General features: G+C 61.8%; 27 protein-coding genes. 9 read left to right on the top strand and 18 right to left on the bottom strand.

Annotated features, from left to right (window positions below):
* Positions 1–4 precede the first annotated feature (4 nt).
* The gene (locus tag AB0I57_RS15355) at positions 5–622 is read right to left on the bottom strand and encodes a type IV toxin-antitoxin system AbiEi family antitoxin domain-containing protein (RefSeq protein WP_358336715.1); all 618 of its coding nucleotides are present in this window, start codon (positions 620–622) and stop codon (positions 5–7) included.
* 112 nt (positions 623–734) lie between these two features.
* On the opposite strand from AB0I57_RS15355, the gene AB0I57_RS15350 reads away from it, so the two are divergent.
* Positions 735–1,502 (top strand): DUF2993 domain-containing protein, encoded by a 768-nt coding sequence (locus AB0I57_RS15350; protein ID WP_358336712.1) that lies wholly within the window; start codon positions 735–737, stop codon positions 1,500–1,502.
* A gap of 13 nt (positions 1,503–1,515) precedes the next feature.
* Here AB0I57_RS15350 and deoC read toward each other — a convergent pair whose 3' ends face one another.
* Positions 1,516–2,181: a deoxyribose-phosphate aldolase gene (deoC, locus tag AB0I57_RS15345; RefSeq protein WP_358336710.1), complete on the bottom strand. Its 666-nt coding sequence runs from the start codon at positions 2,179–2,181 to the stop codon at positions 1,516–1,518.
* Between the two features lie 126 nt (positions 2,182–2,307).
* Between deoC and AB0I57_RS15340 the strand changes: the two genes are divergently transcribed.
* Together AB0I57_RS15340 and purU are read left to right on the top strand one after the other, a co-directional pair.
* Positions 2,308–3,141 carry a methyltransferase domain-containing protein gene (locus tag AB0I57_RS15340; protein ID WP_358336707.1) on the top strand — a complete coding sequence of 278 codons (834 nt, stop codon included), beginning with the start codon at positions 2,308–2,310 and terminating at the stop codon, positions 3,139–3,141.
* Between the two features lie 13 nt (positions 3,142–3,154).
* Complete coding sequence (gene purU / locus AB0I57_RS15335) at positions 3,155–4,039, top strand: formyltetrahydrofolate deformylase (RefSeq protein WP_358336705.1); 885 nt, start codon at positions 3,155–3,157, stop codon at positions 4,037–4,039.
* An 18-nt stretch (positions 4,040–4,057) separates the two neighbouring features.
* On the opposite strand, the gene AB0I57_RS15330 is transcribed toward purU, so the two are convergent.
* The 5 genes from AB0I57_RS15330 to AB0I57_RS15310 all read right to left on the bottom strand — a co-directional run bounded on the left by AB0I57_RS15330 (position 4,058) and on the right by AB0I57_RS15310 (position 8,270).
* Complete coding sequence (locus tag AB0I57_RS15330) at positions 4,058–5,092, bottom strand: alpha/beta hydrolase (protein ID WP_358336703.1); 1,035 nt, start codon at positions 5,090–5,092, stop codon at positions 4,058–4,060.
* Between the two features lie 74 nt (positions 5,093–5,166).
* On the bottom strand, positions 5,167–5,460 hold the full coding sequence (locus AB0I57_RS15325) for a DUF2516 family protein (RefSeq protein WP_358336700.1): 294 nt from the start codon (positions 5,458–5,460) through the stop codon (positions 5,167–5,169).
* A gap of 71 nt (positions 5,461–5,531) precedes the next feature.
* Positions 5,532–6,377, bottom strand: a complete 846-nt coding sequence (locus AB0I57_RS15320) for a heparin-binding hemagglutinin (RefSeq protein ID WP_358336697.1) — start codon at positions 6,375–6,377, stop codon at positions 5,532–5,534.
* Entirely contained in the window at positions 6,370–6,906 is a 537-nt protein-coding gene (locus tag AB0I57_RS15315; RefSeq protein WP_358336695.1) for a helix-turn-helix transcriptional regulator, read from the bottom strand. Before AB0I57_RS15315 ends, AB0I57_RS15320 begins: the two co-directional genes overlap by 8 nt.
* Positions 6,907–6,998: 92 nt before the next feature.
* A complete protein-coding gene (locus tag AB0I57_RS15310; protein WP_358337506.1) occupies positions 6,999–8,270 on the bottom strand; it encodes a DUF445 domain-containing protein in 1,272 nt (423 codons plus the stop codon).
* A 209-nt stretch (positions 8,271–8,479) separates the two neighbouring features.
* Between AB0I57_RS15310 and AB0I57_RS15305 the strand changes: the two genes are divergently transcribed.
* The gene (locus AB0I57_RS15305) at positions 8,480–9,169 is read left to right on the top strand and encodes a TetR family transcriptional regulator (RefSeq protein WP_358336692.1); all 690 of its coding nucleotides are present in this window, start codon (positions 8,480–8,482) and stop codon (positions 9,167–9,169) included.
* Here AB0I57_RS15305 and AB0I57_RS15300 read toward each other — a convergent pair.
* Positions 9,126–10,667: an NAD(P)/FAD-dependent oxidoreductase gene (locus AB0I57_RS15300; RefSeq protein ID WP_358336689.1), complete on the bottom strand. Its 1,542-nt coding sequence runs from the start codon at positions 10,665–10,667 to the stop codon at positions 9,126–9,128. The two genes, AB0I57_RS15305 and AB0I57_RS15300, sit on opposite strands and share 44 nt — an antisense overlap.
* 35 nt (positions 10,668–10,702) lie before the next feature.
* Between AB0I57_RS15300 and AB0I57_RS15295 the strand changes: the two genes are divergently transcribed.
* Positions 10,703–11,563: a PPK2 family polyphosphate kinase gene (locus AB0I57_RS15295; RefSeq protein WP_358336686.1), complete on the top strand. Its 861-nt coding sequence runs from the start codon at positions 10,703–10,705 to the stop codon at positions 11,561–11,563.
* 19 nt (positions 11,564–11,582) lie between these two features.
* Here AB0I57_RS15295 and AB0I57_RS15290 read toward each other — a convergent pair whose 3' ends face one another.
* The gene (locus AB0I57_RS15290; protein ID WP_358336683.1) at positions 11,583–11,804 is read right to left on the bottom strand and encodes a hypothetical protein; all 222 of its coding nucleotides are present in this window, start codon (positions 11,802–11,804) and stop codon (positions 11,583–11,585) included.
* A gap of 240 nt (positions 11,805–12,044) precedes the next feature.
* On the opposite strand from AB0I57_RS15290, the gene AB0I57_RS15285 reads away from it, so the two are divergent.
* Positions 12,045–13,247 carry a glycosyltransferase gene (locus AB0I57_RS15285; protein WP_358337503.1) on the top strand — a complete coding sequence of 401 codons (1,203 nt, stop codon included), beginning with the start codon at positions 12,045–12,047 and terminating at the stop codon, positions 13,245–13,247.
* Between the two features lie 115 nt (positions 13,248–13,362).
* Here the strand turns inward: AB0I57_RS15285 and AB0I57_RS15280 are convergent, their stop codons facing one another.
* Both AB0I57_RS15280 and AB0I57_RS15275 read right to left on the bottom strand, forming a co-directional pair.
* Positions 13,363–13,740, bottom strand: coding sequence for an STAS domain-containing protein (locus tag AB0I57_RS15280; protein WP_358336680.1), 378 nt, complete (start codon positions 13,738–13,740; stop codon positions 13,363–13,365).
* A gap of 288 nt (positions 13,741–14,028) precedes the next feature.
* Positions 14,029–14,811, bottom strand: a complete 783-nt coding sequence (locus AB0I57_RS15275) for a GAF and ANTAR domain-containing protein (RefSeq protein WP_358336677.1) — start codon at positions 14,809–14,811, stop codon at positions 14,029–14,031.
* Positions 14,812–15,058: 247 nt separating this feature from the next.
* Here AB0I57_RS15275 and AB0I57_RS15270 point away from each other — a divergent pair, with 247 nt between their 5' ends.
* Complete coding sequence (locus AB0I57_RS15270; RefSeq protein WP_358336674.1) at positions 15,059–15,493, top strand: ATP-binding protein; 435 nt, start codon at positions 15,059–15,061, stop codon at positions 15,491–15,493.
* Entirely contained in the window at positions 15,490–16,284 is a 795-nt protein-coding gene (locus tag AB0I57_RS15265; protein ID WP_358336671.1) for an RNA polymerase sigma factor SigF, read from the top strand. The genes AB0I57_RS15270 and AB0I57_RS15265 overlap by 4 nt, the downstream gene beginning before the upstream one ends.
* A gap of 15 nt (positions 16,285–16,299) precedes the next feature.
* On the opposite strand, the gene AB0I57_RS15260 is transcribed toward AB0I57_RS15265, so the two are convergent.
* From AB0I57_RS15260 to AB0I57_RS15230, 7 genes are all read right to left on the bottom strand, one after another.
* The gene (locus AB0I57_RS15260; RefSeq protein ID WP_358336668.1) at positions 16,300–17,340 is read right to left on the bottom strand and encodes an NAD(P)-dependent alcohol dehydrogenase; all 1,041 of its coding nucleotides are present in this window, start codon (positions 17,338–17,340) and stop codon (positions 16,300–16,302) included.
* An 84-nt stretch (positions 17,341–17,424) separates the two neighbouring features.
* Complete coding sequence (gene metE, locus AB0I57_RS15255; protein ID WP_358336665.1) at positions 17,425–19,713, bottom strand: 5-methyltetrahydropteroyltriglutamate--homocysteine S-methyltransferase; 2,289 nt, start codon at positions 19,711–19,713, stop codon at positions 17,425–17,427.
* A 115-nt stretch (positions 19,714–19,828) separates the two neighbouring features.
* Entirely contained in the window at positions 19,829–20,725 is an 897-nt protein-coding gene (locus tag AB0I57_RS15250) for a 3-hydroxybutyryl-CoA dehydrogenase (protein WP_358336663.1), read from the bottom strand.
* Between the two features lie 119 nt (positions 20,726–20,844).
* Complete coding sequence (aceA, locus tag AB0I57_RS15245; RefSeq protein WP_358336661.1) at positions 20,845–22,134, bottom strand: isocitrate lyase; 1,290 nt, start codon at positions 22,132–22,134, stop codon at positions 20,845–20,847.
* Positions 22,135–22,572: 438 nt separating this feature from the next.
* Positions 22,573–23,223 carry a vWA domain-containing protein gene (locus AB0I57_RS15240; protein ID WP_358336658.1) on the bottom strand — a complete coding sequence of 217 codons (651 nt, stop codon included), beginning with the start codon at positions 23,221–23,223 and terminating at the stop codon, positions 22,573–22,575.
* 561 nt (positions 23,224–23,784) lie between these two features.
* The gene (locus AB0I57_RS15235) at positions 23,785–24,537 is read right to left on the bottom strand and encodes a class I SAM-dependent methyltransferase (RefSeq protein ID WP_358336655.1); all 753 of its coding nucleotides are present in this window, start codon (positions 24,535–24,537) and stop codon (positions 23,785–23,787) included.
* An 85-nt stretch (positions 24,538–24,622) separates the two neighbouring features.
* Complete coding sequence (locus tag AB0I57_RS15230) at positions 24,623–25,195, bottom strand: TetR/AcrR family transcriptional regulator (RefSeq protein WP_358336652.1); 573 nt, start codon at positions 25,193–25,195, stop codon at positions 24,623–24,625.
* A 100-nt stretch (positions 25,196–25,295) separates the two neighbouring features.
* On the opposite strand from AB0I57_RS15230, the gene AB0I57_RS15225 reads away from it, so the two are divergent.
* Positions 25,296–26,468 (top strand): nitroreductase family protein, encoded by a 1,173-nt coding sequence (locus tag AB0I57_RS15225; protein WP_358336649.1) that lies wholly within the window; start codon positions 25,296–25,298, stop codon positions 26,466–26,468.
* The last annotated feature ends 79 nt before the right edge of the window (positions 26,469–26,547 follow it).

Here is a 26,547-nt window from a genome sequence, read left to right as displayed (position 1 = left end):
TTCTTCAGGTGCAGGCGGCCAGAGCGTGTTCGATCCTCTGCGCCACCTGCACCGGTAGCGATCCACATTCGCCGTAGAGTGCATTCGCGTTCAGCCGATCGATGGCAACCCCATCGGCCACCACCTCGTCGAGCAACTCCTGCGAAATTCCGCCTGCCGCGAGGTCGAGCGCGGTGCGCTTGGGAGTGGTGATGCGGAGCGGACCCACCTGCTCACAATCCTCGGACGACAGCGAATGCCGATGCAGTGCGAGCTGCTGCGTCGGCGACGGCGGTGACAAGACTGTGGAGAGGTGGATGAATCGTGGGTAAAGGTGCCCTAGACCGTGAAGTTCGGCGGCACTCTGGTGGGAGACCGCAGCCGCAGAACCGAACCAGGTACACCACTTCGCGAACTCTTCGAAGTCCGAGCGCGGATGGTCCTTCAAGCGATACAGGTCTCGCTCGACCTTGACCCACGCCCCATCTGCGACCTGGTCGCTGATGTCCGCGACCGAGAAACCGAGGCGCAGCGCCTGCCCCGTGGTGAAATACCCGGCCTGAGATCTCGCGGCACGGGTGATTTCCTCACCGACACTTTCCCGCTCCGAGTCATCGGGACGGGGAGCCAACCATCCGGACATCACCCCAGATTACTGGGCGACTATGTCGTACATCACACTTTCCGTTATCTCGGCGACTCGTCACCGGTCCTTTCACAGAATTCGTTCAGAGTTATCGGGAAGAATCCCTGCAATGACAGCTACCCGAACGAACTCCGCACCCCGAAGCAACCGGGTGCTCGTCATCTCCCTGGTCGTCATCGCCCTGCTGGCGGGGGTCCTCGTCGGTGGTGAACTCTTCGTGCGCCACAACGTGAAGACGTGCATGGCGGACCAGTTCGAGAGTCAGCTCGGCTCACAGGTCGACATCGGTCTGAGTTGGAAGCCCGTCCTTTTGCAATCGATCGACGGGAACATCCCCCACCTCAGCATCAGCAGCGACGATACGAAGTTCGGGCCTGCAGAGGGAATGCAGGTGCACGCCCAGATCAACGACATTCGGGTCGAGAACACTCCCGAAAGCAGCGGCACCATCGGCAGTTCCGAGGCCACTGTCAATTGGTCGACCGAAGGCATTCTGGAAACTCTGCAACAGCAGACGTTCGGTTCACTGATCACTGGGGTGACCGCTGATTCCAACGCGGGCACACTGAGATTCGACGTCGGTCCAGCTGGACTGGTCAACCTCACGGTCAAGCCCACAGTCACGAACGGAACCGTCGACGTGGAAACCGTCGGCGCCGAGATCCTCGGACTCGGGCTTCCCACCGATCTCGTGAATGGCGTCGTCGAGACCCTTACATCGAGTCTGCAAACCTACCCCCTCGGTATGCAGCCGACCTCGTTGCAGGTCACCGACGACGCCATCCACATGACGCTAGAGGGCGGCGCTTATACGATGCCACCCGCAGACACCGCTCAACAGCAGCAACAGCAGAGCAGTTGCGGAATCCTGATCTGATCGACCAGCGAAGTCACTCGGGCAACCCGTCCAGGACGGCACGGGTTCCCGAGAGACCGAGCCGCGTCGCTCCGGCCGCGATCATGTCGAGGGCGGCCTCAGCGGTACGAATTCCGCCGCTGGCCTTGACCCCAATCCGTCCTCCCACGGTCTGAGCCATCAACCGGACGGCCTCCACCGATGCCCCACCGGCTGGGTGAAATCCGGTAGATGTCTTCACGAAGTTCGCGCCCGCGCGTTCGGCGGCTCGGCACGACTCGACAATCGCCTCGTCGGGTAGCGCAGCGGTCTCGAGGATCGCCTTGAGGACTATCCCGTCGCCGATGGCCTCCCTGACCGTGAGGACGTCGGCAAGCACGGCGTTGAAGTCGCCAGCAACCGCAGCACCGATATCGATCACCATGTCTATCTCCTGTGCACCCTGGTCGACCGCCAGCTTGGCCTCGGCGCCCTTGATCAACGAGTGGTGCTTCCCCGAGGGGAATCCGACCACAGTGGCTGTCACCAGATCGGGCGCCTGGACCGGCAGCATCGACGGCGACACGCAGACAGCGAGTACCCCGAGAGAGCGAGCTTCCTCGATCAGGGCTCTGACATCGTCAACGGTCGCCTGGGGCGCGAGAAGCGTGTGGTCGACGAGATCGGCCACCTGAGAACGGGTAAGTGCAGCATCGGGCATACTGCGAGCTTCGCACAACGCCCTCCCCTTCACGCGGCACGACCCCTGACATCACGGGCGGCACGCCCCTGACATACAGGCGACCCGCCCCTGACATCACGGGCGGCACGCCCCTAACATCACGGTATGGAGGATGTGGGATCGATATTCGACGCGGCACAGCGGGAGTTCCACCGGCTGACGACAGCGGTGTGGGCGCCTGCCGGTCAGTCTCTCGTCTTCCAGCTCGGTCTGCGCCCTGGCGATGCTGTTCTCGATGTGTGCTGTGGCGCAGGATCTTCAGCGATCCCGGCGGCTGCCGCAGTGGGTTCGTCGGGACTCGTCCACGCTGTCGACCTTGCCGATGAACTACTCGAACAGGGACGACTGGAAGCCTCCGAGCGTGGGCTGCAGAACATCGAATTCGTCTGCGCGGATGCTACCGAGTGGGAACCCCCCAGCACCGTCCCCGAAATCGGCTACGACGCCCTCGCGTGTTCTTACGGGGTGTTCTTCCTGCCACACATGGACGCGGCGTTCACTCGGCTGGCCGGCCTGGTTCGACCAGGCGGAAAGGTTGGAATCACCGTGTGGAGGCATGGGGCGCTGCGCGAGTTCGCAGACTCCTTCTTCGACGCGGTCGCGCGACACGGCGTACCCAGGCAAGAACTGGCCAAGATCCCGTTCGACATCCTCGAGCGCATGGACACTCCAGATGGTCTGCACCAGTGGCTGGGTGAGCTCGGCACACACTCGACCGAGGTCAGGGAACTGTCCAATGTCCTTCCCGCGACCCCCGAGTTCGTGTGGGACCTCGTTATGGGTGGGCCCATGCGCGGGGCGCTGACCCCCTTCGACGCACAAACCGTCGAGGTAATCCGTCGCGACTTCCTCGAGTTGCTTACCGAACGCGTGATTCACGACATCGACGCGGGGACTCTCGTCGGAACCGCCGTCGTGAAGGGCCTTCATTCAACGTGAAAGATTTGTTGCCATGAACACTGCTTCGACCGGGGATCACCGGTACGTATTGTCTCTGGGATGCCCCGACCGCACCGGCATCGTCGCTCGCATCTCGACGTTTCTCGCCGGGGTGGGCGGTTGGATCGTCGAAGCGGCCTACCACGCCGACGCCGACACCGGTTGGTTCTTCACACGCCAGGCTGTGCGGGCCTCCTCGGTCGACATGTCCATCGAGGAGCTTCGGGAACGCTTCGCCTCCGTCGCCGCCGAACTCGGCCCCGAAACGGAATGGACAGTGTCCGACACCAGTGAACGCAAGCGCGTAGTGCTGCTGGTGAGCAAAGAAGCACACTGCCTCCACGACCTGCTCGGACGCGCTGCCGGTGGCGAGTTACCCGCAGAGGTCTGCGCTGTGATCGGCAACCACCGCGAACTCGAGGCCATCACCCATCAGCACGGCATCGATTTCCACCACGTTCCCTTCCCGAAGGATCCCGCGGAGCGTGGAGAGGCGTTCGAACAAGTGCGTGAACTGGTCGACGCCCACGACCCCCACGCCATCGTGCTGGCACGTTTCATGCAAGTGCTCCCGCCTGCGCTGTGCGAGCACTGGACTGGCCGTGCCATGAACATCCATCACAGCTTTCTGCCGTCGTTCGTCGGAGCGCGCCCGTATCACCAGGCGTTCGCCCGAGGGGTGAAGCTCATCGGCGCCACTTGCCACTACGTGACGCCCGAACTCGACGCAGGACCCATCATCGAGCAGGACGTGATCCGCGTCGACCACGCCGACGAGGTGTCCGACATGGTGCGGCAGGGCCGCGACATCGAAAAACTCGTTCTCTCCCGCAGCCTTCGTTGGCATCTGGAGGATCGCGTCCTCGTGCACGGCCGTAAGACCGTGGTCTTCAACTAGGGGCGTCGGCAACCGTCCCTAAAGGTTGCGCAGGTGCATGATCTCCCGGTTGAACTCGTCGACGTTCTCGACGGAACTCATGTGCCCGACGTCGGAGAGGACGACAAGATGTTCGAGGTTTCCGGCATCGCTGAGCATGCGAGCGAGCCTGCGCGAGTGGACCGGTGGAGTCAACCGGTCCACTGATCCGACGAGCACAGTCGTCGGGACATCGAGATTCTCCAGTGCCTCGTGAATGTCCAGACCGCTCAGCGCCGCACCCCAACCGCCGCGGATCCGTGGATCGCAGTCCCGAACGATGCTCTCGCAGAATTGGACCTCGGCGGGCGTAGCGTTCTGCGACATCGCGGCGTACTGGAGCGCACGTGTCGTCACTGGGGATGGGACGAGCGGAACCGAAGCGCTCATCACCGCCCGGCCGACCGGGACCGGCACTCGCGGGAAGCCGTTCGGGAGAGGGATGACGGTGGTGTCGGCGACGAGTCGGTCACACGCCGTACTGGCGAGCAGCGCGGCCGAGGCATATCTGTTCACTTGTTCGGGGTATCGACCCGCCCAGGCCATGATGCTCATGCCGCCCATACTGTGACCGACGACTACAGCCTTCTTGTCCTCACGCACGGTCGCTTTCAGCACTTCGGACAGATCGTCAGCCAAGACGTCCGGACCGAAAGCGGCGGAGCCGACCGTACTGCGGCCATGTCCGCGCTGATCGTAGGTGATGACGCGGTACTCCCCCGCGAGGGCGTTCACCTGCGGATACCAGTACTCATGGGAACAGGCCCAGCCATGGCTGAGCACAATGGGTTCGCCGTCCTGAGGTCCGTAGGCTCGGACATGCAGCGTGGCCCCGTCATCGGTCCGAATCTCCGTCACGTCAGCTTGCAGGCTCGGAGTGCACAGCAACTCGTTCCGGAACGTTCCGGGCGACGATGTCGACCCTCGGATCGCCTGAATGCGACGGGTCGCCGCTACTGCGGCGACGGCTGCAACGGCTACTCCAGCAGCCCCTACAAGTGCCTGACGGCCGGTGATACGCGAACAGCCGAACATTCCCACCCCTGACTCTTCTTCCTACCCGTTGGGTCGGTTGTGTTTGTGCTCTCCCGCCGCAGGCCCTGAAGGTCCTACTTGCGTGGGCCACGCTGAATGTCGTCAACGCGCGGACGCACATCCACGAGATAGACGCACACGGCAATCACTGCGATGATCCCCAGCAAATTCACGGGGGAGAACAGCAACAGGACGAGGAACGCGGCCGCGAGGATGCCCAGCCAGATCGGTTTGGTCAACTTGTCGACGGCCGTGAACGCGTCTTGGCGCTGGCGGGCCGCGTGAAACAGCGCGAAACCAGCACCACCGAGCGCGATGACTTGCAGCACGAGAAAGATCAGCGAAATGATGCCGTTTACTTGAATCACACCCTCATACTACGAGGTCGATACGCAACAGCCCCCGCGCTCAACACGCGGGGGCCGTAAGGCATCGTGGATCAAGCCTTCTTTGCAGGAGCCTTCTTGGCCGTAGTACCCGAGGCCTTGGTCGAAGTACCCGCAGCCTTGGGGGAAGCAGCCTTCTTGGCGGCGGGAGCCTTGGCAGGAGCAGCCTTCTTGGCGGCGGGCGCCTTGGCCGTACCGGCCTTGTCCGTGCGGGCCTGAACATCGTCAGCAACAGTGGTGACACGCTCAGCCGCGTCCTTCGACGCGTCCTCGACCTGCTCACCGAGATCGAGAACCTTCAGCGCAGCCCCGTCGCCGGCGTCGGCGATGACCTCGCCGAGGCCCTCGGCGGTGTCGGAGATACGGCCCGAGGCGAGGCCCGCGAGCTTTGCGGCCTGCTCGCCCACAGCGCGGGTCTGACGTGCCACGGTGCCGAGGGCTTCCTCAGTCAGCTCGACGACGTCACCGAAAGCGGTCTCGGCCCTTTCGATACCTTCCTCGACTGCCGGCTGCTTGCGGATGCGCTCGACGGTTTCCTCACCACGCTCCGCCAGAGACGCGTACAGGTCGGATACGACCTTGAGGTACGCCTCGACGGCCTTGTGCAGTTCCTCGGGGGTGAACTTCTCGCGCAGCTCGGCAAATTCTTCGGGCAGCTCGGAGGGCAGTCCCGCGAGACGATCCCGGAGGTTCTCGACGCTCTCGGTGACGTCTTCCTGCATGCCGACGAAGCGCTCGCGCGCACCGCCGACGCGCTCCTCTACATCACCCTGAGTGATCTCGGCACGCGAACGAACCTGCGTGACGACGTCGGCCACTGCCTGCAACACGACATCTCCGGCACCTACCGCTGCATACAACGAAGTCTTGACGCTGTCGATGGTCTTCGTGTCAGTCATCGGCATTCTCCTCTTCAACGATGTGTGATTCTGGTTCCGGCTTCCGGGAATCAGGATGCCGGTGTTCTTCTGTTCGGGGCTCGGACGTCTGGTCTTCTGCTCGAAGCCCGGATGTCTGGGAGCTTGCTGCTTCCGTCGAGCCGTTCTCACGGCAGAACGACTCGTAGATTTCGAGCAGTACCTGCTTTTGCCGCTCGGTGATTGCTGTATCGGCGAGCAGAGCATCACGGGTGGGGCTGTGTGGTCTCTGCTCGAGATATCCGGCCTGGATGTACAGGACCTCCGATGACAATCGAAGACCCTTCGCTATCTGTCCGAGCACCTCCGCCGAAGGCTTGCGCAAACCCCGCTCTATCTGACTCAAATACGGATTACTGACGCCGGCAAGCTCCGCCAATTGACGCATCGACACGTGGGCTGCTTCGCGCTGCGCACGAATGAAACCGCCGATGTCGTGGGCGGCGTTGCTGACTACCCGAGCCGCCAGATCTCCAGCCCCGCCTGCTTCGCGATCCTCGTCGCTTGCCATCGGTCCTCCGTATTGCTGTGCATAAGAAGCGTAAACCAGACTGCTAGCAATTGCAAGCACCCTGCAAGCACCTCTTGGTCAGCTCGGAAGTATCAGCCGAACAACAGCGTCGACAGCGTGTAGATGGCGAGTCCGGCGAGCGCACCGACAACGGTGCCGTTTATTCGAATGAACTGAAGATCGCGCCCCACCTGGAGTTCGATCTTCGCCGACGCTTCCTCTGCGTCCCAGCGCTCGACAGTGTCGGTGATGATCCCCGTGATCTCCTCCGTGTAGTGGTCGACGATGTACCGGGTGCCCGCCAGCACCCAACCGTCGATCTTGGCCCTGAGGTCGTCCTCGTCGCGCAACCTCTCGCCGAACCCCACGACGTTCTCCGCGACCTTGGTGCGCAACGTGCTGTTCGGATCGTCGACGGATTCCATGATCAAGCGTTTCGCAGCCTTCCAGGTTGCTGCGGCCAGTCCGGTCACCTCTTCACGACCCATGATCTCGGCCTTGATCTTCTCGGCCTTTTCGATGGTCGCAGGATCGTTCTGCAGGTCGTCTGCGAAGTCGACGAGGAAGCGGTTGGCCGCCTGCCGCACCTCGTGCTCCGGATTCGAACGCACCTTCCAGGTGAATTCGACCAGCTCTCTGTGGATCTTCTCGCCGAGCATCGCGTCCACGAACTTTGGAGACCACGCCGGCGAATCGCGGCTGATCACCCGATCGATGGTCTCCTGACTTCCCAGCGCCCACTGGTGTGCGCGCTCGGCAAGCAGATCCAGAATCGGGAGTTGCCGATTCTCGCGGAGAAGCTCGCCTAGAACGCGCCCGATCGGTGGCCCCCACCTCGGTTCGGCCAGCCTGCGCACGAGGGTCCCGTCGATGATCTGCTGAACGTCCTCGTCGCGCAGGACTTCGACGACCCCGCGCAGAATCGTGGCCGTCTCGGCCGCGACTCGTTCGGCGTGTTTCGGCTCGGCCATCCAGGTACCGAGTCGCAACGGAATCTCGGCGGCCTTCACCTTGGTGGAGACGACGTCGGCAGACAGGAAGTTCTTGCCGACGAAATTGCTCAAACTCGCACCGAGCTGATCCTTCTTCCGCTTGATGATCGCGGTGTGCGGAATCGGCAACCCGAGCGGATGCTTGAAGAGCGCTGTGACCGCGAACCAGTCAGCCAGCGCACCGACCATGCCCGCCTCTGATGCAGCGCGCACATAGCCGACCCATTCCCCGGCCCCACGGGATTCTTGCCACCGGCAAATCAAGTACACGACGGTCGCGAAGACGAGGAACCCCGTCGCCACAACCTTCATCTTGCGAAGGTCACGCCGCTTCACGCCCTCGTCAAAGGCGCCGAGGCTCAATTGGTCCACAGACGCCATTGTGCCCAAGGGTGGCATCGGGAGGACAGGACACACCCGCAGGGGTGCATTCTGCCACGCGCGAACTCCCGCGCACTAGGCTTATAGAAGATGAAATACGAAACGGATGTGACGAGGCACCGGATGTCACGGGGCACCGGATGTGACGGAACTCAGTGGCGAACGACTATACGAAAGATCCCCAACAGGTGACCGAGTCTATGACGAAGCTGGACAAAGCGACAAAGCCCGACGGACGCAAGCGCCGCTGGCGCGAGCACAAGATCGCGCGACGTGAAGAACTCGTCGACGGGACTATCGCTGCTGTCCGCCTGCGTGGACGAGATATCGGCATGGACGAGATCGCGTCGGAGATCGGTATCTCCAAGACCGTGCTCTATCGCTACTTCGCAGACAAGAACGACCTGACGAACGCGACCATGGCTCGCTACATGGAAACCACGCTCGCGCCGAGGGTCTATGAGGCCATTGGCGAAGACCTCGACCACTTCGAGTTGACCCGCGCCACCATCACCGCCTACGTCGAAACGGTGGCCTCTGATCCCGATGTGTACCTGTACATCATGGCAAACGACTCGGGATCCGGGCGCAACGCGGTGGCCGATTCGGAGCAAATGATCGCTGATGTCCTGGCCACAGTCCTGAGCGAGCGACTGCGCGAAATGGACATGGACTCCGGCGGAGTCGTCCCGTGGGCCTACGCGATCGTCGGGGGCGTTCAACTAGCTACACATTGGTGGATCTCCAACCGGTCGATGTCGGTCGAGGCCATGATCGACTACCTCACGATGATGATCTGGGGCGGCCTCACAGGGATCGCGGAGGTCAGCGGATCGCCGGCGCGGTTCAATTCGATCCCACACCCTCTGCTCCCGAATGAGAGCGATTAGTGGCCGGACATTGTGACCGAGTGAAGTCGGGGCCGAATTCGAAGTCTTTCGGATCGACCGCCCTCGTGGCACGCCAGTAACGCACGGTGGAACCCGGCCATATCGTCCGGTTCACTCCACTCGAGTCGAGATACCAACTAACGCAACCACCTCTGGACCAGACTCCCCTCTCGAGCCTCCGTTGAATCTCAGTGTTGAATTCGCGCTGAACACTCGGTCGAACCACGGCCGAGACCGCACCACGCCGGTCGATTTCGTCCATCAATTCGAGCACGTAATGGATCTGCGATTCGATCATGAATACCACCGAGTTGTGACCGAGACCAGTATTCGGTCCAAGGAGGAAGAACGCGTTGGGGTAACCCGCCACAGTGATACCGAGGTAGGTCCGAATCCCGTACTTCTTCCATTCGCCGGCCAGGTACTGCCCGTTCACCCCGGCGAAGTCGACACTCTCGAAACCGTCGGTGACATGAAATCCGGTGGCATAGATGATCGCGTCTACCTCACGTTCGATCCCGTCTCCCGCGACGATGCCGTGGGGCAGGATCTCGGCTATTCCGTCCGTGATCACCTGAACCTTCTTCGAGTTCAGCGCCGGATAGTAGTCATTCGAGCCCAGGATGCGTTTGCAGCCGATGCTGTATTCCGGCGTGAGTTCGCGGCGTAGATCAGGATCGGTGATCGCCTTCTCGAGATTCCACTTCGCAAGTCTCTCAATCGGTCGCATGAGACGTGGATGTCCGTTGAAACCGAGCACCAGCGACTCTTGCAACCAGTACACGACAGCACGGAACATACTGAGTATCAAAGGGATCCGTCCGAACAGTCGTCGGGCGCCAGCCGGAACGTCGAAGTTCGTACGGGGTATCACCCACGCCGGCGTCCGCTGATAAAGCTGCAATTCGGCGACCTCGCCCAAGATCTCGGGGACGAACTGAATGGCGCTGGCGCCTGTGCCGATCACTGCGACCCGTTTGCCGCTGAGATCGTAGTCGTGGTCCCACTGTGCGGAGTGGAACGCTACACCCTCGAACGTGTCTCTGCCCGGTAGGTCAGGGACGTTCGGAATATGGAGAGCGCCTATCCCCGAGACGACGAACTGGGATACGTATTCGTCCCCCGATTCCGTACGGATATGCCACCGTTGCTCGTCGCGATCCCAGTAACCGCCGGTTGTCGTCCGGCCGAAATGAATGTTGGGCCGCAGGTCGTACTTGCCTGCGAGACCGATCAGGTAATCGAGGATCTCCTCTTGACCCGACCACATCTGTGTCCATGCGGGATTCGGCTCGAACGAGAACGAGTAAAGGTGAGAGGGAACGTCGCATGCACAACCTGGGTATGTGTTCTCACGCCAGGTGCCACCGACCTCGTGTGCTTTCTCCAGCAAGATGAAATCGTCGCGACCCCGCTTGCGCAGTTGTATGGCGATACCCAGACCCGAAAAACCCGTCCCGATCACCAGGACACGACACCTGTGCACAACGCCGGCCACTCCCCCATATAACGCTCCTGTGGCACTGTTTGTACATGGCAGACGCGAATCGTGACTTCTGGCAGGTACCCGCCGTAGAAATCCTGCGTAGCCGCCCGGGACAGCCGATCGAAGAGCTCGACAAACGAGGTACCCCCGGCTTCACCGGCAGCAAGTCCGACGGTGTGCGCCTTCTCGACGAGAGAGGGACGGACTTGTCCGTGCTGCAGGAGAAGTTGTACGCCAATGGAAGGTCCGGCGACAAGCGTTCGATCCTTCTGATACTGCAGGGCATGGACACCGCGGGTAAGGGCGGAATGGTCCGGCACGTCATCGGACAAGTCGACCCTGGGGGCGTGGACCACGCGTCGTTCGGCGTCCCCACACCGGAGGAGAAGCGCCACCACTACCTGTGGCGAATCAACAAGGCACTTCCCCGCGCCGGGCAACTAGGAGTGTTCGATCGATCGCACTATGAGGACGTCCTCGTAGTGCGCGTCCACAATCTAGTGCCCGAGGACGTATGGAGCGCGCGCTACGACGAGATCAACCGGTTCGAAAAGGAACTCGTCGACAACGGTACGACCCTGGTCAAGGTGACCATGTTGGTGTCGCTGGACGAGCAACGACGGCGACTGCGGGAACGGCTAGACCGACCGGACAAGCACTGGAAGTACAACCCGTCGGACGTGACCGAGCGCAAGCTGTGGCCCGCGTACCAAGCGGCATATCAAGCGATGCTGGACAAGACGTCCACCGACTACGCACCGTGGTACGTGATTCCTTCCGACCGTAAGTGGTACAGCAGGATCGCGGTCACCGAATTATTGATCGACGCCTTCGAGAGGCTCGACCTACAGTGGCCGCCCGCCAACTTCGACGTCGAAACCGAAAAGCGGCGGCTCGCAGAGTCCTGAGGAGTGGGAGAATCCGTAGTCAGAAGATGTGTGGCGTCTCCTGATGGAGCCTGTGGTCATGGCGCACTGTCCCGCCGTACAACGCCATCGCCGCGGCTACTCCGACGACGCACACCGATCCGGCGATCACGGCCCAACCGCCAAAACCTGAGCCCGCAGCAACGAGGAACAATCCGAGCGCTGCCACCGACATCAGGACCAGGGCGAAACTGACCCATGCGGCGAAGAGATTGAGTTTCATGCCGTCCACCTCACCTTCGAGGAACCTGGTCCCGAGGCTACGCCGGACCTGCATCGTCGACAAGAAAATCCGTCCGACCACCCATCTTTCGACAGGATACGAGTCGGTCGGTTTACAACTCGCGAGTTCGGGAATCCCTTTGAGATGACCACTATTCATCGCGAACCGAGGCCTCCCGTCTGCGGCAAGCAGCCGATGAGAGCGGCCAACACCGGAACCTCACGCCGACTGAGGATTTCGATGGTTTCGGCCAACGCCAGTCCGCTCGACGTCTCGGACGCCGATGACATCAGGGGCCAGAACATCCACCTCGCGGAACTGTCAGCGGCCCTTACACGCGCCGGCCATACCGTCACTGTCTACACTCGGAAGACAAGCGAGGATGCTCCGTTGCGTGTCACCGCACCGGGGGGGTACACCGTTGTCCACATACCTGCCGGTCCACCGCGGAATATGCCCGAGGAGGAAGCCCTCCAGTTGATGGGGGAGTTCGGCGGTTTCCTGAAGTCCGAGTGGGAGGCCGAGCGGCCCGATATCGTTCACGCCCACTATTGGATGTCGGGTATCGCGACGCAGTTGGCCGCCCGCACCCTCGGCATTCCCGCAGTCCAGACCTTTCACGCACTCGGTGTGGTCGAGCAGCGATTCGAAGATACCGAAATCTCGGCCGCCAAGAACCGAATCCGGTTGGAACAGTTGATTGCGCGCGGTTCTACGCGCGTAGTGGCGACGTGCACTGATGAGGTCTTGGAACTGTCTCATCTGGGTCTTCCGCGCTCACGCACGTCGGTGGTCCCGTCAGGAGTAGATGTCTCCGCATTCACACCGGAGGGGCACGCCGACGAGAAGGGCAAGCGTCATCGCCTCGTCATGGCCGGCCGATTGGCACCGAGTAAAGGGTTCGATACCGCGATCGAGGCACTCGCTCACTTCCCCGACACCGAACTCGTCATTGCAGGAGGTCCTCCCGCTGACGATGTCGCCGACGACTCCGAAGCGACCAGACTGCTCAAGGTAGCCCGTAATGCGAAGGTACGCAATCGAGTACGGATAATCGGACGGGTCCCGAGAGAAGATATGCCCTCGCTGCTGCGTTCTGCGGATGCCGTCGTTTGCACACCCTGGTACGAACCGTTCGGCATGGTGCCCCTCGAGGCGATGGCGTGCGGAACGCCGGTGGTGGCCTCCGCCGTCGGTGGAATGCGAGATACGGTGGTCGACGGAATCACGGGGCGTTTGATTTCACCCCGCAACCCGGTACGCCTGGCAGAAGCCCTGCGACAAATCTTCGACGACGACGCACTGCGGACGGGATACGGTATGGCAGGCTGTGACCGCGCCCGAACACGGTACTCATGGGACCGCGTAGCCGCCGACACTCTCCGCGCCTACGGCCGCTGTGTGTCCGCGCCACCGCGCCCGAATCGACCGAGCAACCACTGAACGCGGACCCTTCACTCTGTCCCCGGGCAAACACACACCTGCGCCCCGCCGGTTCGAGCCGTCGGGGCGCAGCCGAAATCTGATGATGCGTGGTCTACCTGACCAACTCGTGCGATCAGGCGGATCTGTCGTGCCAGGCCCCGAGGGCACTGTCCACGGAGGTGAAACAAGGGTAGATCGCTTCCTGACCTGCCGCACGAAGAAGGCGGTACACCGGGCGACCACAAATGATGGCCCAGGTCCTACCGTCCCTGATGTTCGCCTCGTGAACGGCGTCAAGCACCGCGAGTCCCGCGGTTCCGATGAAGTCCACCCTCGACATGTCGAGAATGAATTGCCCCTCGGGAACAATGTGAGTGCACAGGTAGTCACGAAACTCTGGCGCATTGAACAAGTCGATCTCGCCTCGTACCCCCACCAACATCACTCCGGACCCAACTCGCTCGACACTGAATTCTGCGCTCGTACGGCGTGTCGAAGCGAAACCGACCATCGAGGACGTTAATGTCGATGAATAATCGGCACCCGACTCCATTTTCAAATCCATCAGTTCAGTTGCTGGGAGTCCTGGAACAACAGACATGGCCCACCCCATCTCGAACATTGAGTGAGAAAGCAAAGCACTCACAGACGAACTTGAACTCGGATACCTCGACACCGTCTGCTGCGGCAGCGCTTTCCGACATCGGCTGTGTGTTCAACCTCGGTTCGACACTACCCCCGGCTGTGATTTGTCACAAGGAAATAACAGATTTCACACATTTCTTGCCCAGGTGAACGATTACAAACCGTTACGCACGGGTACGAACTTTTGCCGCGGTACCAACTTCGGCGCAGCGGCTACCACTCGTTCTGCTACTTCATGCACCTTGACGTTCTCGCGCTGGGAATGCTCCACGAGAACATCGAATGCTGTCGCAGCGTCGAGACCACGCAGCGCCATTACTATGCCCTTTGCCTGGTCAATGGCAGCACGCGAGCGCATCGCGATCCCCAGTTGCGTGATCAGCCTCCTCGCCTCCCTCTGGCGCCGCGCTTTCCTCACCTCGACACCAGCCACCACCAGAAACGGTTCGAGAACGGACTCGTCGATCTGCTGTAAGGCTCGCGGCAACGCACCGTACAGGGTCAACGCACCGGATTGCTCCCCATCGGACGGCAAGGGCACAGACAGATGGCTGTGAACACCTGCCCGCTCAGCACTCAGCGAATACGCCGGCCACCGCTCGCGCAAAGCAGTGCTGTCAGCCCGCACGACTGCGCCTGAATGTGTCGCATGGGGTGATGGCCCCTCGCCGAAGCGATACTGCAACGCCTCGAGCTCAATGACCTGGTCCGACGATCCGACCGTTGCCGGGCCCGATTCCCGTGGAACTGTGATGCCCGCCGCTGTCACCATTGGGAATACAAGGACGATCTGCCTGCACAGCGCCTCGAGGAGAACCTTCATCTCGTCGTCGGTCTCGAGGAGGTCGAGCAAGATGCCGAATGACACTGTGACGGGGTCGCGGTTCGCCGGCCCGCCGTCGGTTTTCAGCTCGGGCGGATGACTGTCATCGGGCATCGCATTCGTCTCCCCTGAACGTCCGTCCCCTGCCGGGGACCCGAGGAACGCTGATCGTGGCCCCACAATACTCGGGAAAATGCACCAATTCGGGGTAATTCTGCTGATCGGACTGGTTTGATCGATCCTGTTCTGCGGTATTCCACCTGCAGTGTCGCCGGATCGCTACCCTAACTTCTCAGGATCGCGGCCGACGCACCGCGAGCCGACCCATAGCCAGCCCGGTTTGCCCCTACCCGGAGGTCTCATGGCCATCGCCAAAACAATCGAACCCGACCAGGATCACATCCATCCGGTCGTCGAATTGCGCGTGCGAGCAACGTCCGACCAACTCTCCGTACTGCGCGCCCTCGCAACAACCGTTGCCATCCACGAGGATTTCGATCTCGACTCCATCGCTGACATCAAACTGGCGATGGACGAAGTCTGTACCCAGTTGATCGTCCGGGCGACGCCGGACGCGGTTCTCGTTTGCCGCCTGCAGTATCTCGACGGCACTCTACGGGTCGCCGTTTCGAGCACTACCACCACGCTCGACTCGATCGGTGAACGTTCGTTCGCCTGGCATGTGCTCACCGCGTTGACCGATTCGGTCGATCTGAAACAGAAACCTGACCCCGCTACGTCGGACTTCATCACCACACTCGAATTCACCAAGGTGAAGAACGGCTCGATTCTGTGACGTCCCCTCAAAGTGGGGAACATTCAGGTCGTTGGCCGGACGAGTATCACGATGTAGCAGCAATGTTCGTACAACTTGCCGGCATGAACGAGGGCGATGCCGGGTACACGAAGCTGCGCGATGCCATCGTGACCCGCTGCCTTCCACTGGCCGAACACATAGCACGACGCTTCGACGGTCGCGGAGAGGCGCACGATGATCTGGTGCAGGTCGCGCGCCTCGGCCTGGTCAACTCGGTGAAGCGTTTCGATGTCGAGCGCGGATCCGACTTCGTGTCGTTCGCGGTACCCACCATCATGGGTGAAATTCGACGGCACTTCCGCGACACCGGTTGGGCCGTCAGGGTGCCGCGGCGTATGAAGGAACTCCATTTGGCGCTCAGCCAGGCGGTGGCCGAGTTGTCCCAGACCCTCGGCCACGCCCCCACCGTCAGTGAACTGGCTGAGCACCTGGACCTCGAGCAGGAGGAGGTGGCGCAGGGGCTCCTCGCAGGCAATGCGTATCAGACCGTCTCGGTCGACAACCCGTCTGCCGACCGGTCCGGCGAACTGGCGATGGTGGAAACGCTCGGCGACTACGACGCCGCGATGGATGACGTCGAGAACCACGAAACCCTGCGCCCCCTCCTCCAATCGCTACCCGAGCGCGAGCGGACCGTCCTCATGCTCCGGTTCTTCGGCAACATGACCCAGACCCAGATCGCCGACCGGGTCGGTATCTCCCAGATGCACGTGTCCCGACTACTTGCGAAGACACTCGCGTCGCTACGCGATCAACTCAGCGACGATTGAGTCAGAACGATTGAGTCAGATCGTCGCGACGTCGATCACGAATCGGTACCGCACGTCGCCGGCGATCACTCGGCGGTAGGCTTCGTCGATCTCGTTCGCCGATATCACCTCGATCTCGGCGGCGATACCTTGCTCCGCGCAGAAATTCAACATCTCCTGCGTCTGCGCGACTCCCCCGACCAGCGAACCCGCCAGGATTCGTCGGTTGCGAACGAGACTGAACGCGTCCACCTCGATCGGCTCCTCCGGCAGTCCCAGTTCGACCAGGGTGCCGCCAATCGCGAGCATCGACATGTACGCGTCGAAGTCGAGTTTTGCCGAGACCGTGTTGGCGATCAGATCGAACTCTCCGCGCAACTGCGTGAATGTTGCCGGGTCGGAGGTGGCGTAGTAGTGGTCGGCTCCGAACTTCAACCCGTCATCCTTCTTGGCGAGGGACTTGCTGAGAACCGTCACCTCTGCACCCATCGCGTGCGCAATCTTCACACCGATGTGACCAATGCCGCCCATTCCCGCGATTGCCACCTTCTTCCCCGGCCCGGCACCCCAGTGAGCGAGAGGTGAGTACAGCGTCACCCCGGCACAGAGCAGAGGAGCCGCGGTATCGAGTTCCAGGCCGTCCGGCATGGACAGGACGAAGTGTTCGGTCACGACGATGTGCGTGGAATACCCCCCCTGCGTCCACTCCCCGTCCCGGCCCTTCGAGTTGTAGGTTGTGGTTGCCCCGTTGAGGCAGAACGGCTCCTCGCCACCCCGGCATGCGTCGCATTCGCCGCAGGAATCGACGAACACTCCCACCCCGACACGGTCGCCCACCTGATGCCGGGTGACGTCGGGACCGACCGCGACGACCACGCCCGTGATCTCATGGCCGGGGACGAACGGATAGTGGGTGCCCGCCCATTCGTCGTGGGCGGTGTGAATGTCCGAGTGGCAGATGCCGACGAACTTGATTTCGATCAGCACGTCCAGAGGCCCGAGTTCCCGACGTTCGATGGTGGTCTTCTCGAACGGACTCGTGCTGGACGTGACTGCATATGCGGCTGCGGTAACCATTCATCTATACGTACCGGTTCGCATGTCCGGACGCCAGATCAGCCGGTCACCACTGATGCGGTGACCGGCTGACAATTCCCGTTCTCAGTCCCTCACTTCGGCACGACGCCGGAGACGTCTCGCGGCCGCGACCAAATTTCGCAGGGACGGCTCGAGTTGCCAATAGTGACGAGTCTTCAGGCCGCCGTCGGGGTTGGCCCAGAGCCGCTCGAGCGATACCGATTTGCTGGCCTCGGTAAGCAACTCGTCGAGTTCGTCGATATCCGGAATCCGCGCCGAACGGCTCTCGTACACACCGGGCCCCACACCGTGGGTGAGAACTCGATCCTTGATCGCGTCCAGCACCCAGCCGATCGAACGGGTCGCCACGATCGCTGTCACGTCCGCATCCAGACGTTCGATGGCGTCCACCACCGAAGCGCGGCTCGTATACGTCAGATGGGTATGAATCTGGGTCTCCGGCTTGGCTCCACCTGTCGCCAGCCGGAACGCATCGACCGCCCACTCGAGATACGCTTCGCGACCGTCCTGCCGAGGCGGCAGCAGTTCGCGAATCGCCGGTTCGTCGACCTGAATGATCGCGATGCCCGCAGCCTCCAAGTCTGCGATCTCGTCGCGAATCACGAGTGCCAACTGGTCAGCTGTCTCGTGCAGCGGCTGGTCCTGACGGACGAACGAACGCGCAATCATCGTCACGGGGCCCGTGAGCATGCCCTTGACCGGCTTGTCCGTCAGTGACTGCGCGTAGGCAATCCACTCGACGGTCATCGGCTTCGGGCGCGACACGTCCCCATAGAGGATCGGTGGGCGAGTACACCGCGAGCCGTAAGCCTGCACCCAACCGTTGTGGGTGAAGGCATACCCCTCGAGAAGCTCGGCAAAGTACTGCACCATGTCATTGCGTTCGTGCTCGCCGTGCACGAGTACATCCAGGCCGATGTCCTCCTGCAATCGGATCGTGCTCTCGATCTCGGCCTGAATCCGCTTGTAGTACTCCTCCCATTCCAGACGCCCCATACCGAGCTCGTACCGGGCCTGCCGAATCGCGCCCGTCTGTGGGAACGAGCCGAGTGTGGTCGCGGGAACCAGCGGCAGTTCCAGTCGGTCCTGCTGGACGACCCGCCTCTGCTCATAAGGAACCCGGACACGATCTGCGGGCTTGATCGCATTCACCCGCGCGCGCACCGCATGCTTGAGCTTGAAGTGCACCGAAGTGGGCCGCTTACGCCACTTGTCCGACGGCCCCTCGCTCAGCGCCTTCGCCAGCGAGACCACCTCGCCGACTTTCTGCTTGGCGAATGCCAACCGGTCCGCGACATCACCCGGAATTTCGTACTCGGAGAGTACGTCGTACGGCACGTGCAGCAGCGACGTCGATGTCGAGACCACGAGGTCCGGCACAACGTCCTTCAGCTCGTTCAGGTAGGTCAGCGTGTTGAATCGGTCGACACGCCACACGTTGCGACCGTCGACGACACCTGCATAGATGCGCTTGCGCTTGATTCCGGGGATCTTCGCGAGTTCATCCGCACTCGTCCGGTGGCCGGCAAGGTCCAGACCCAACGCCTCGACCTTCGTTGCCGCGAGAATCGACAGCGCCTCACCGAGTTGTCCGTACGGACCCGTGACGAGGATGCGTGGACGCAGCGGCGCGTGGGAGAGCTGCTCGTAGGCGCGGGCCAGCGCGGCCAATTCTTCGGGGAGGCGATCCTCGGTGAACGACGGCTCGTCGAGTTGGACACACGTCGCGCCGGCTTTGGCAAGTTTCTCGAACAGTCGCTCGTACTCCGGTAGGAGTTTGTCCAACAAGTCGAGCGTGGAGAAGCCGTCGACCTCCGAGGTCGGACCGACCTTCGACAGCAACAGCAGCGACACGGGCCCCAACACGACAGGACGTAGCTCGATCCCTCGCGCCTTCGCCCGCTCGAACTCGTCCATCAAGGTCTCGGCGCGCAACGAAAACTCGGTGTTCTCGTCCAGCTCCGGCTGACGGTAGTGGTAGTTGGTGCCGAAGAATCGCACCAACTCCAACGGCGGGAAATCCGGCCGACCCCGCGCCAGTGTGAAGTAGAAGTCCAGCGGATCGAGTTCGTTTTCGAGCGGGGCGAACCGCTCGGGCACGGCACCGAAGAGCAGAGCGTTGTCAAGCACGTGGTCGTAGTAGGAGAACGTATTACCGGGAACCTGCGTCAGACCAGTCGCCGCAAGTTCGCTCCACGTCTCCTCCTGAAGTTCCCTGCCCACGGCGACGAGTTCTTCCTTGGTACCCGTGCCGTGCCAGTAGGACTCGAGGGCACGTTTGAGCTCGCGGCGAGGTCCGATGCGGGGATATCCCAGGATGCTGGATCCGTATGCTGCGGTGCTGCTGGACATGCGGTCGACCTTTCTGGGCTCAGTCCTAGATTGACGGACAGTGCTGGGCTCAATGCACCTGTGCGCCTCTCACAACCGGCACTGGTCGTGAAAGGCGCACAAGTTCAAACGCCTACTAGCTTGCCTTCTTCCCGGAACGGCCGTTGTCGCCGTATTCGTAGAAGCCGGCGCCTGCCTTCTTGCCGACCAGACCAGCCTCGACCATGCGCAGCAGGAGTGGCGGCGCCGAGTACAACGGCTCCTTGAACTCCTCGTACATCGAGTCGGCGATGGACTTGACGGTGTCCAGGCCCACCAGATCGGTCAGCGCCAGCGGACCCATCGGATGCGCGAGACCGAGAACCGTGGCCTTGTCGATGTCTTCCTTCGTGGCGAAACCGGACTCCACCATGCGAATGGCCGAGAGCAGGTAAGGCACGAGGAGGGCGTTGACGACGAACCCGGAGCGATCGGCGGAACGGACGACCTGCTTGCCCAGCACATCGCTCGCGAATGCTTCTGCCCGCTCCGACACCGACTTGCTCGTCTTGAGAGTGGTCACCAACTCGACGAGCGGAAGCACCGGCACAGGGTTGAAGAAGTGCATGCCGATGACCCGTTCCGGGGAATTGGTGGCAATGCCAAGCTTCATGATCGGGATCGACGACGTGTTCGATGCCAGCACAGCATTCGGATCCGTCACGACCTGATCGAGCTCGGTGAAGATCTCACTCTTCACCTGTTCGTCCTCGATGACGGCCTCCACCACGAACTGCCGATCAGCGAAGTCACCGAGGTCGGATGTGAACCGAAGCCGCCAAGCTGCTTGTTCACGCTCCCGTTCTGTGATCTTGCCGCTGCTCACACCGCGATCGAGCGACCGCAGGATACGCGAACGCCCTGCCGCTGCGAGTTCGCGAGTCTGCTCGAACACCAGAACGTCGACGTGTGCTCTCGCGCACACCTCTGCGATTCCGGCACCCATGATCCCGGCGCCGATAACGCCGACGCGCTGAATCTTTTCGCTGGTCACGTCAGCTCCTTTTCATCAAGTGGAGTCGTCCCCCGGGGAGGCACCCTGTGAAGGGCCCCTCCCTGGGGTCTGACTGATCAGGTGAAACCTGGATCCGTCGGTGCTTCGAAGGACAAACCTCAGTGGAACTGGCCCTCTTCGGTCGAGCCCTTGAGAGCTGCCGTCGAGGTGTTCGGGTCAACGGTGGTGGCGATGCTGTCGAAGTAGCCTGCGCCGACCTCACGCTGGTGCTTGATGGCGGTGAAGCCGCGCTCCTCGGCCGCCTTGAACTCGCGCTCCTGCAGGTCGACGAAGGCGGTCATGCCCTCGCGGGCGTAGCCGTGGGCCAGGTCGAACATGCCGTAGTTGAGCGAGTGGAAGCCGGCCAGGGTGATGAACTGGAACTTGAAGCCCATCGCGCCGAGTTCCTTCTGGAACTTCGCGATGGTCGAGTCGTCCAGGTGCGCCTTCCAGTTGAAGGAGGGGGAGCAGTTGTACGCCAGCAGCTGGTCCGGGAACTCGCTGCGGACGGCCTCGGCGAACTGCTTGGCGACCTCGAGGTCCGGCACACCGGTCTCCATCCAGATCAGGTCGGAGTACGGCGCGTAGGCCTTGGCGCGGGCGATGCAGGGCTCGATGCCGTTCTTGACACCGAAGAAACCCTCGGAGGTGCGGGTGCCGTCGAGGAACTCACGGTCGCGCTCGTCCACGTCGGAGGTGATGAGGGTCGCGGCCTCGGCGTCGGTGCGCGCGATGACGACCGTCGGAACGCCCGCGACGTCAGCTGCGAGCCGGGCCGAGGTCAGCGTGCGGATGTGCTGCTGCGTGGGGATGAGCACCTTGCCACCGAGGTGGCCGCACTTCTTCTCCGAGGCGAGCTGGTCCTCCCAGTGCGAACCCGCGACACCAGCCGCGATCATGGCCTTCTGCAGCTCGTAGACGTTGAGCGCGCCACCGAAGCCGGCCTCACCGTCCGCGACGATCGGGGCGAGCCAGTTGTCGACGGAGGTGTCGCCCTCGACCTTGGCGATCTCGTCGGCGCGCAGCAGCGCGTTGTTGATTCGGCGGACCACCTGCGGAACCGAGTTCGCCGGGTACAGCGACTGGTCCGGGTAGGTGTGGCCGGACAGGTTCGCATCGCCGGCGACCTGCCAACCGGACAGGTAAATCGCCTTCAGGCCCGCACGGACCTGCTGGACAGCCTGGTTACCGGTGAGGGCACCAAGCGAGTTGATGTAGTCCTCGTTGTTGACGAGGTCCCAGAGGATCTCGGAACCACGGCGCGCGAGGGTGGCCTCTTCGACGACTGAGCCCTGGAGCTTGACGACCTGCTCGGCCGTGTAGTTGCGGGTAATTCCCTTCCAGCGCGGGTTGGTGTCCCAATCCTGCTGGATTTCAGCTGCGGTCTTTGGGGTGCCGGTGGTCGACATCAAGACTCCATCTCTTCGATCTCTTCGTCCGGTATGGATGTACTGCTTCGCATCCTTGCCAGGTCCTTCGTATGTACTTAAAGAGAATGACACAGCCGAAAAGTGCCGTCTACCTGTAGCTAATGCCAACGTTGGCTAGCTTTTCACACCAGTTTGCCAATCTTGTTAAGAACTGGAAGCGACAAAGCGGCCCGATCGCGGAAGGGGCAATACCCGTCGGTAGCAAGAACGCGCAGGTGATGAACCCGAAGCGCCGGAGCCGCCGCGGAAGGTGAGCACTCACTCTTCGGCAGGCTCACTTCCCGCCGCAGCGGCTCGAGCCGACTCCGACTGGTGCGATTCTTGTGACTGCAATCACGAGCGAAGCGCCACCCGAGAGCAGGCAGATGTACCTTCGGGCGCACTGGAAACGCCGTAAGGTACATCCGCCCGGGCCACCTACTCCGAACCGGTGCCGCGGGCGTCGGCCCGATCCTTCGCTGAGAACCCGGGAACCGGGGCTCCAGGCGCTACGCCGCGCTTGCGGTTGATGAGCTTCGACTGGGCAGAGAAGACCGCGCCCACCTCATCTGGCGATGCCGAGTACCTGATCGACTTCTCGGTAACGAAGCCCATCGACTGCCCGACTGAGATTGCGTCCATGTTCGCTCCGAGGAAATAGTAATCCCACGAATACACTTCCTCCTGACGCCGAATCACCTCATGGACTGCCTCGAGACTCCATTCATGACTGGAGTTCTCGTGACCGTCCGTGATCACGACGATCTGAACCCGACCTGGCCGCTCCTCCTCCGGCAAAGCCGCGAGTTCTTCACCTATCTCGGTGGTCAAACGACCGATGCCGTCGAGCAGTGCCGTTGAACCGCGCGGCACGAGTTCGAGGGCCGGGACGTCGGCAACGGGAACACTCGAATAAATGCGTTCGTACCTGTTGTCGAATTGCGCGAGGGTCACGACCGCCTCTCCCGGCTGGGTGCGCTGTTCGGCGATGAACGCGTCGAAACCGCCCTCCGTGTCGGACTTGATCGACTGCATAGATCCCGAACGGTCGAGTAGGACGGCGATCAGCGTGAGATCCGGGTTGGTCATGCGTACTCCTGATGCTCGATACGGGTTCGCGGAACGAACGCCGACCAGTTGGCCAGCCCTACAGACTGGCAGTACCCACCGACATCTTCTGGCGGACACGACCGCTCATTTCCCGTCGTGGCCGCAAGTGAATATTGGATATGTTCCACTCACACCATCTTGACCTGCACCTGCACCCTCAACCTAGGTCGAATTTTGTTGAGCAGAATCTGGGCCAAACAAGCTCGATCGAAGATCGAAGGGTATTTGTCGCTGGCAAGAAAGCGCAGTTGATGGACCCGAAATAGGTAGCCCACTGCGGACACCGAGCTCCCCCTCTTCGGCAGGCTCGCTTCCCGCCGTAGCGGCTCGAGTCGACTCCGGCTGGTGCGCTTGTTGTGACTGCAATCACGAGCTGAATGCGGGGCCGACGTACCTTCCGGAGCACTGAAGGCACCGAAAGGTACATCTCGCCCGGCCGTCTACTCCGACGTGGGGCGCGGGCGTCAGCGGCACCGTCGGTGGCGCCCGGTTCGACAGCTTGCCGCTGTCGAGATTGGTGTCGACCAGGAGATTGGAACTTCAGTCGACACGGGTGGCGTGCAATGCCCAGACCGGCATGTGCACGAGGTGGTCTTCCAGCAGCGGCGCTATGACTTGCAATTTCTGCAGCATCGGCGCCAGCAGTGACTCGAATTCTGGAAATTCTTGCCCGGCGAACTCGGACATCTTGGCGAATTGCTCGGGATCGAAGCGGGCTCGGTAGGTGGTGGTCCCCAGATAGTCGATGTGCCAACCCGACGCCGAAAGCACTCGCTCCAGAACTTCTGCCGACAGACCTGGGAACTGTAGGCCGTTGACGTTGTGGCGACCGAATTCGAACATATAAAGCCGCGCTCCCGGCTTGGTGGCTCGATGCAGGGTCTGCGCATACAGTTTCTGGGTGTCCTCGTCGTCCAGGAAGGTGTGATAGCACGCAGCGTCGACAACGGTGTCGAATCGATTCTCATACCCGTCGAGCTTGGTGACGTCGCCGATCTGGAAGTCCACTTCGACCCCGGCATTTTGCGCGTTGTGCTTGGCCCGTTGAATAGCTGTGGGCGAAGCGTCGATCCCCGTCGTCGAGTAGCCTTTCGACGCATAGTGGATCGCATGGTGACCTGGACCGGTCCCCGGGTCCAGCACCTCACCGCGCAAAGCACCATAGGCCACCAACTCTTGGATCACCGGCTGCGGGCCGCCAATGTCCCATGGCGTCAATGCAGGCAATGCATCGAGTGACTGCTCCTCGCCGTAGAGCTCTTCGAAAACCGGTTTGATGGATTGATCAGACATCATTCACCCCACTTCTTTGGTGGCGATCCCCAAATCAAGGCTATGCCCTCGTCCAGATGTCTGCAAGCAATAACTCGCATTAAAATCAAGGCCTCTGCCTTACGCGATGGCCCTCGAGAAAAGACTCGACAAGGGCGCTGGGCACGAACTCGGAGACGAACATTTCAGCCCCGCTGCGCGCCAGCAGACCGAACGTCATCAGAGGTGATAGGAGGATCACCAGCTTCTGCACTGGGTCACCTGGTGTGAGCTGTCCCCGATCCTGGTGTGTTGCGATCACATGCACCGCGTTGAGCAGTTGCGGCATGAACGCGGCCGTGACGGCACGTAGCTCGGGGTGCCGCGGCATCTCGACCAGCAGCGTCCCGACAGCGCCTCCGTACTTGCGGTTCGTGTCTACGAAGGCCTCAGCTAGTGCGACGAGATCTGTGACAACGTCGTCGGTTGTGCCCAATTGGGCGAACGGCGCTTTGGCCAGAGCCTGCGTCAGAGCCGTGTTGATCAAGGTGGCCTTGTCGCCGTAACGGCGAAACAGCGTCGCCTCGTTGACGCCGGCTCGGCTGGCGATCTCCTGGGTTGTGGTGGCCCGGTATCCGCGTTCGGCGAAAACCGCGACTGCCGTGTCGAACAGTCCATCAACGTCGATATACCTGGGCATGTGCCTCCGAACGTCGTACCGGAATCAGCCGGAAATCGAATATCCAGCCTAGTGCAAGTATATACTTGCACTAGGCTGATTCCCCGGCAGGAGGTCGGCGATGACCGAGCAAGAACAGCTACCGCGCGACCACGACACTTACCCGACCGCGAGATCGCGGCGTTCGAGGTTGTGGCGGTTGAAGGTACGGCTGCAGTTCACGGGTTGGCTCCAGTACCTCATCGCCGTCAACGTCGCGATCGTATTCTTCGTCGTCTCGGCTGTCGGATGGCTGATCGGAGCCTGGCAGCCGCTGCTGTTCTGGTTGCCCCTGGCGATCGGCCTGCTGTTACTCGCTTCCGCGATCTTCGATGTCATTACCGTGAAATGGGGAGTACGCCCCACCGAGCGCCTGCCACAGCGCGCAGATGACCTCGACACCTTCGACTTGATCCGCTCTAGACGCTCTTGCCACTCCTTTCAGAGCCGCGATCTCACGGCAGTCGACCGGGCCGGGCTGATGCGAGCAGTCGACGAATACAGTCGACGCGACCGCCTGATCGGCACCGGCCCGATTCGACTCGAATACGTCGCAGCTCCACTGACCATCTGGCCGGGGGAAGGTGCGCACGAGTTCCTTGTCGCGATCGCTCCATACAGCTATGACCGGCTGGTGCTTGTCGATGTCGGCCGCAGTCTGCAGAAGGTGGTGTTGCAGGCCACTCGCATGGGAGTGAGCACCTGCTGGATCGGCCCGGGTGCCGACCAGAGCAGCGTCGTCGAACACCTGGGTAGCCGTTTCGATCCGGAGAAGGATCACGTGGTCTGCGTCTGCGCGGTCGGATACCGATCACACTTCAAGCCCTTCTTCGTCCGCGTGATGGAATGGATATCTCATCGCCGCCTGCCGCTGGAGTCGCTGTTCTTCTCCGATCCGCACTGCGAGGTGCCGCTGGCAGTCGACAAACCACCCTTCTCGTCGTTCGGCCGCTGCTACGAGGTGTGTCAGTGGTCGCCGTCGTCCTTCAACGCGCAGACCACCCGATGCGCAGCGGTGACAGAACTGATAGAGCGCGAACAGAAAGTAGCGCGCTTCGACTTCTACGCCACCACCGCATCTCGGTTCTATGCGCCTGTGGCGGTGGGAATCTGGTGTGCGAACTGGGAAACTGGCTGCGACGCGCTTGGCATCCCGGGCCATTTCGCGGTCCTGTCTCCGGATGCCCGTGGCACAGGCGACGTCCGCGAACTGCCCCGTTACGACGTGAGCTGGATCGCCGACCCAGAGAAGTGATATCCATCTGGGGGCTCCCCAGACAAGCGTTGGCAAATCTTGCAAATGTTTCTTTCACACAAGCTGACCTGCACCGGTA

It is taken from the genome of Rhodococcus sp. NPDC049939, from assembly GCF_040656415.1.
Classification (GTDB): Bacteria; Actinomycetota; Actinomycetes; order Mycobacteriales; family Mycobacteriaceae; genus Rhodococcus_F.
This window is presented reverse-complemented; position numbering and strand designations above follow the sequence as displayed.

Coding starts and splice junctions, on each gene's coding strand:
- AB0I57_RS15315 (WP_358336695.1), bottom strand. CDS start 6,906: ATGGCAAGCGACGAGGATCGCGAAGCAGGCGGGGCTGGAGATCTGGCG.
- AB0I57_RS15330 (WP_358336703.1), bottom strand. CDS start 5,092: ATGTTCGGCTGTTCGCGTATCACCGGCCGTCAGGCACTTGTAGGGGCT.
- AB0I57_RS15260 (WP_358336668.1), bottom strand. CDS start 17,340: ATGGTTACCGCAGCCGCATATGCAGTCACGTCCAGCACGAGTCCGTTC.
- AB0I57_RS15285 (WP_358337503.1), top strand. CDS start 12,045: ATGGTTTCGGCCAACGCCAGTCCGCTCGACGTCTCGGACGCCGATGAC.
- AB0I57_RS15280 (WP_358336680.1), bottom strand. CDS start 13,740: ATGGTCGGTTTCGCTTCGACACGCCGTACGAGCGCAGAATTCAGTGTC.
- AB0I57_RS15230 (WP_358336652.1), bottom strand. CDS start 25,195: ATGCCCAGGTATATCGACGTTGATGGACTGTTCGACACGGCAGTCGCG.
- AB0I57_RS15225 (WP_358336649.1), top strand. CDS start 25,296: ATGACCGAGCAAGAACAGCTACCGCGCGACCACGACACTTACCCGACC.
- AB0I57_RS15290 (WP_358336683.1), bottom strand. CDS start 11,804: ATGAAACTCAATCTCTTCGCCGCATGGGTCAGTTTCGCCCTGGTCCTG.
- AB0I57_RS15305 (WP_358336692.1), top strand. CDS start 8,480: ATGACGAAGCTGGACAAAGCGACAAAGCCCGACGGACGCAAGCGCCGC.
- AB0I57_RS15355 (WP_358336715.1), bottom strand. CDS start 622: ATGTCCGGATGGTTGGCTCCCCGTCCCGATGACTCGGAGCGGGAAAGT.
- AB0I57_RS15270 (WP_358336674.1), top strand. CDS start 15,059: ATGGCCATCGCCAAAACAATCGAACCCGACCAGGATCACATCCATCCG.
- aceA (WP_358336661.1), bottom strand. CDS start 22,134: ATGTCGACCACCGGCACCCCAAAGACCGCAGCTGAAATCCAGCAGGAT.
- AB0I57_RS15275 (WP_358336677.1), bottom strand. CDS start 14,811: ATGCCCGATGACAGTCATCCGCCCGAGCTGAAAACCGACGGCGGGCCG.
- AB0I57_RS15235 (WP_358336655.1), bottom strand. CDS start 24,537: ATGTCTGATCAATCCATCAAACCGGTTTTCGAAGAGCTCTACGGCGAG.
- AB0I57_RS15350 (WP_358336712.1), top strand. CDS start 735: ATGACAGCTACCCGAACGAACTCCGCACCCCGAAGCAACCGGGTGCTC.
- purU (WP_358336705.1), top strand. CDS start 3,155: ATGAACACTGCTTCGACCGGGGATCACCGGTACGTATTGTCTCTGGGA.
- AB0I57_RS15240 (WP_358336658.1), bottom strand. CDS start 23,223: ATGACCAACCCGGATCTCACGCTGATCGCCGTCCTACTCGACCGTTCG.
- metE (WP_358336665.1), bottom strand. CDS start 19,713: ATGTCCAGCAGCACCGCAGCATACGGATCCAGCATCCTGGGATATCCC.
- AB0I57_RS15340 (WP_358336707.1), top strand. CDS start 2,308: ATGGAGGATGTGGGATCGATATTCGACGCGGCACAGCGGGAGTTCCAC.
- deoC (WP_358336710.1), bottom strand. CDS start 2,181: ATGCCCGATGCTGCACTTACCCGTTCTCAGGTGGCCGATCTCGTCGAC.
- AB0I57_RS15295 (WP_358336686.1), top strand. CDS start 10,703: ATGGCAGACGCGAATCGTGACTTCTGGCAGGTACCCGCCGTAGAAATC.
- AB0I57_RS15320 (WP_358336697.1), bottom strand. CDS start 6,377: ATGACTGACACGAAGACCATCGACAGCGTCAAGACTTCGTTGTATGCA.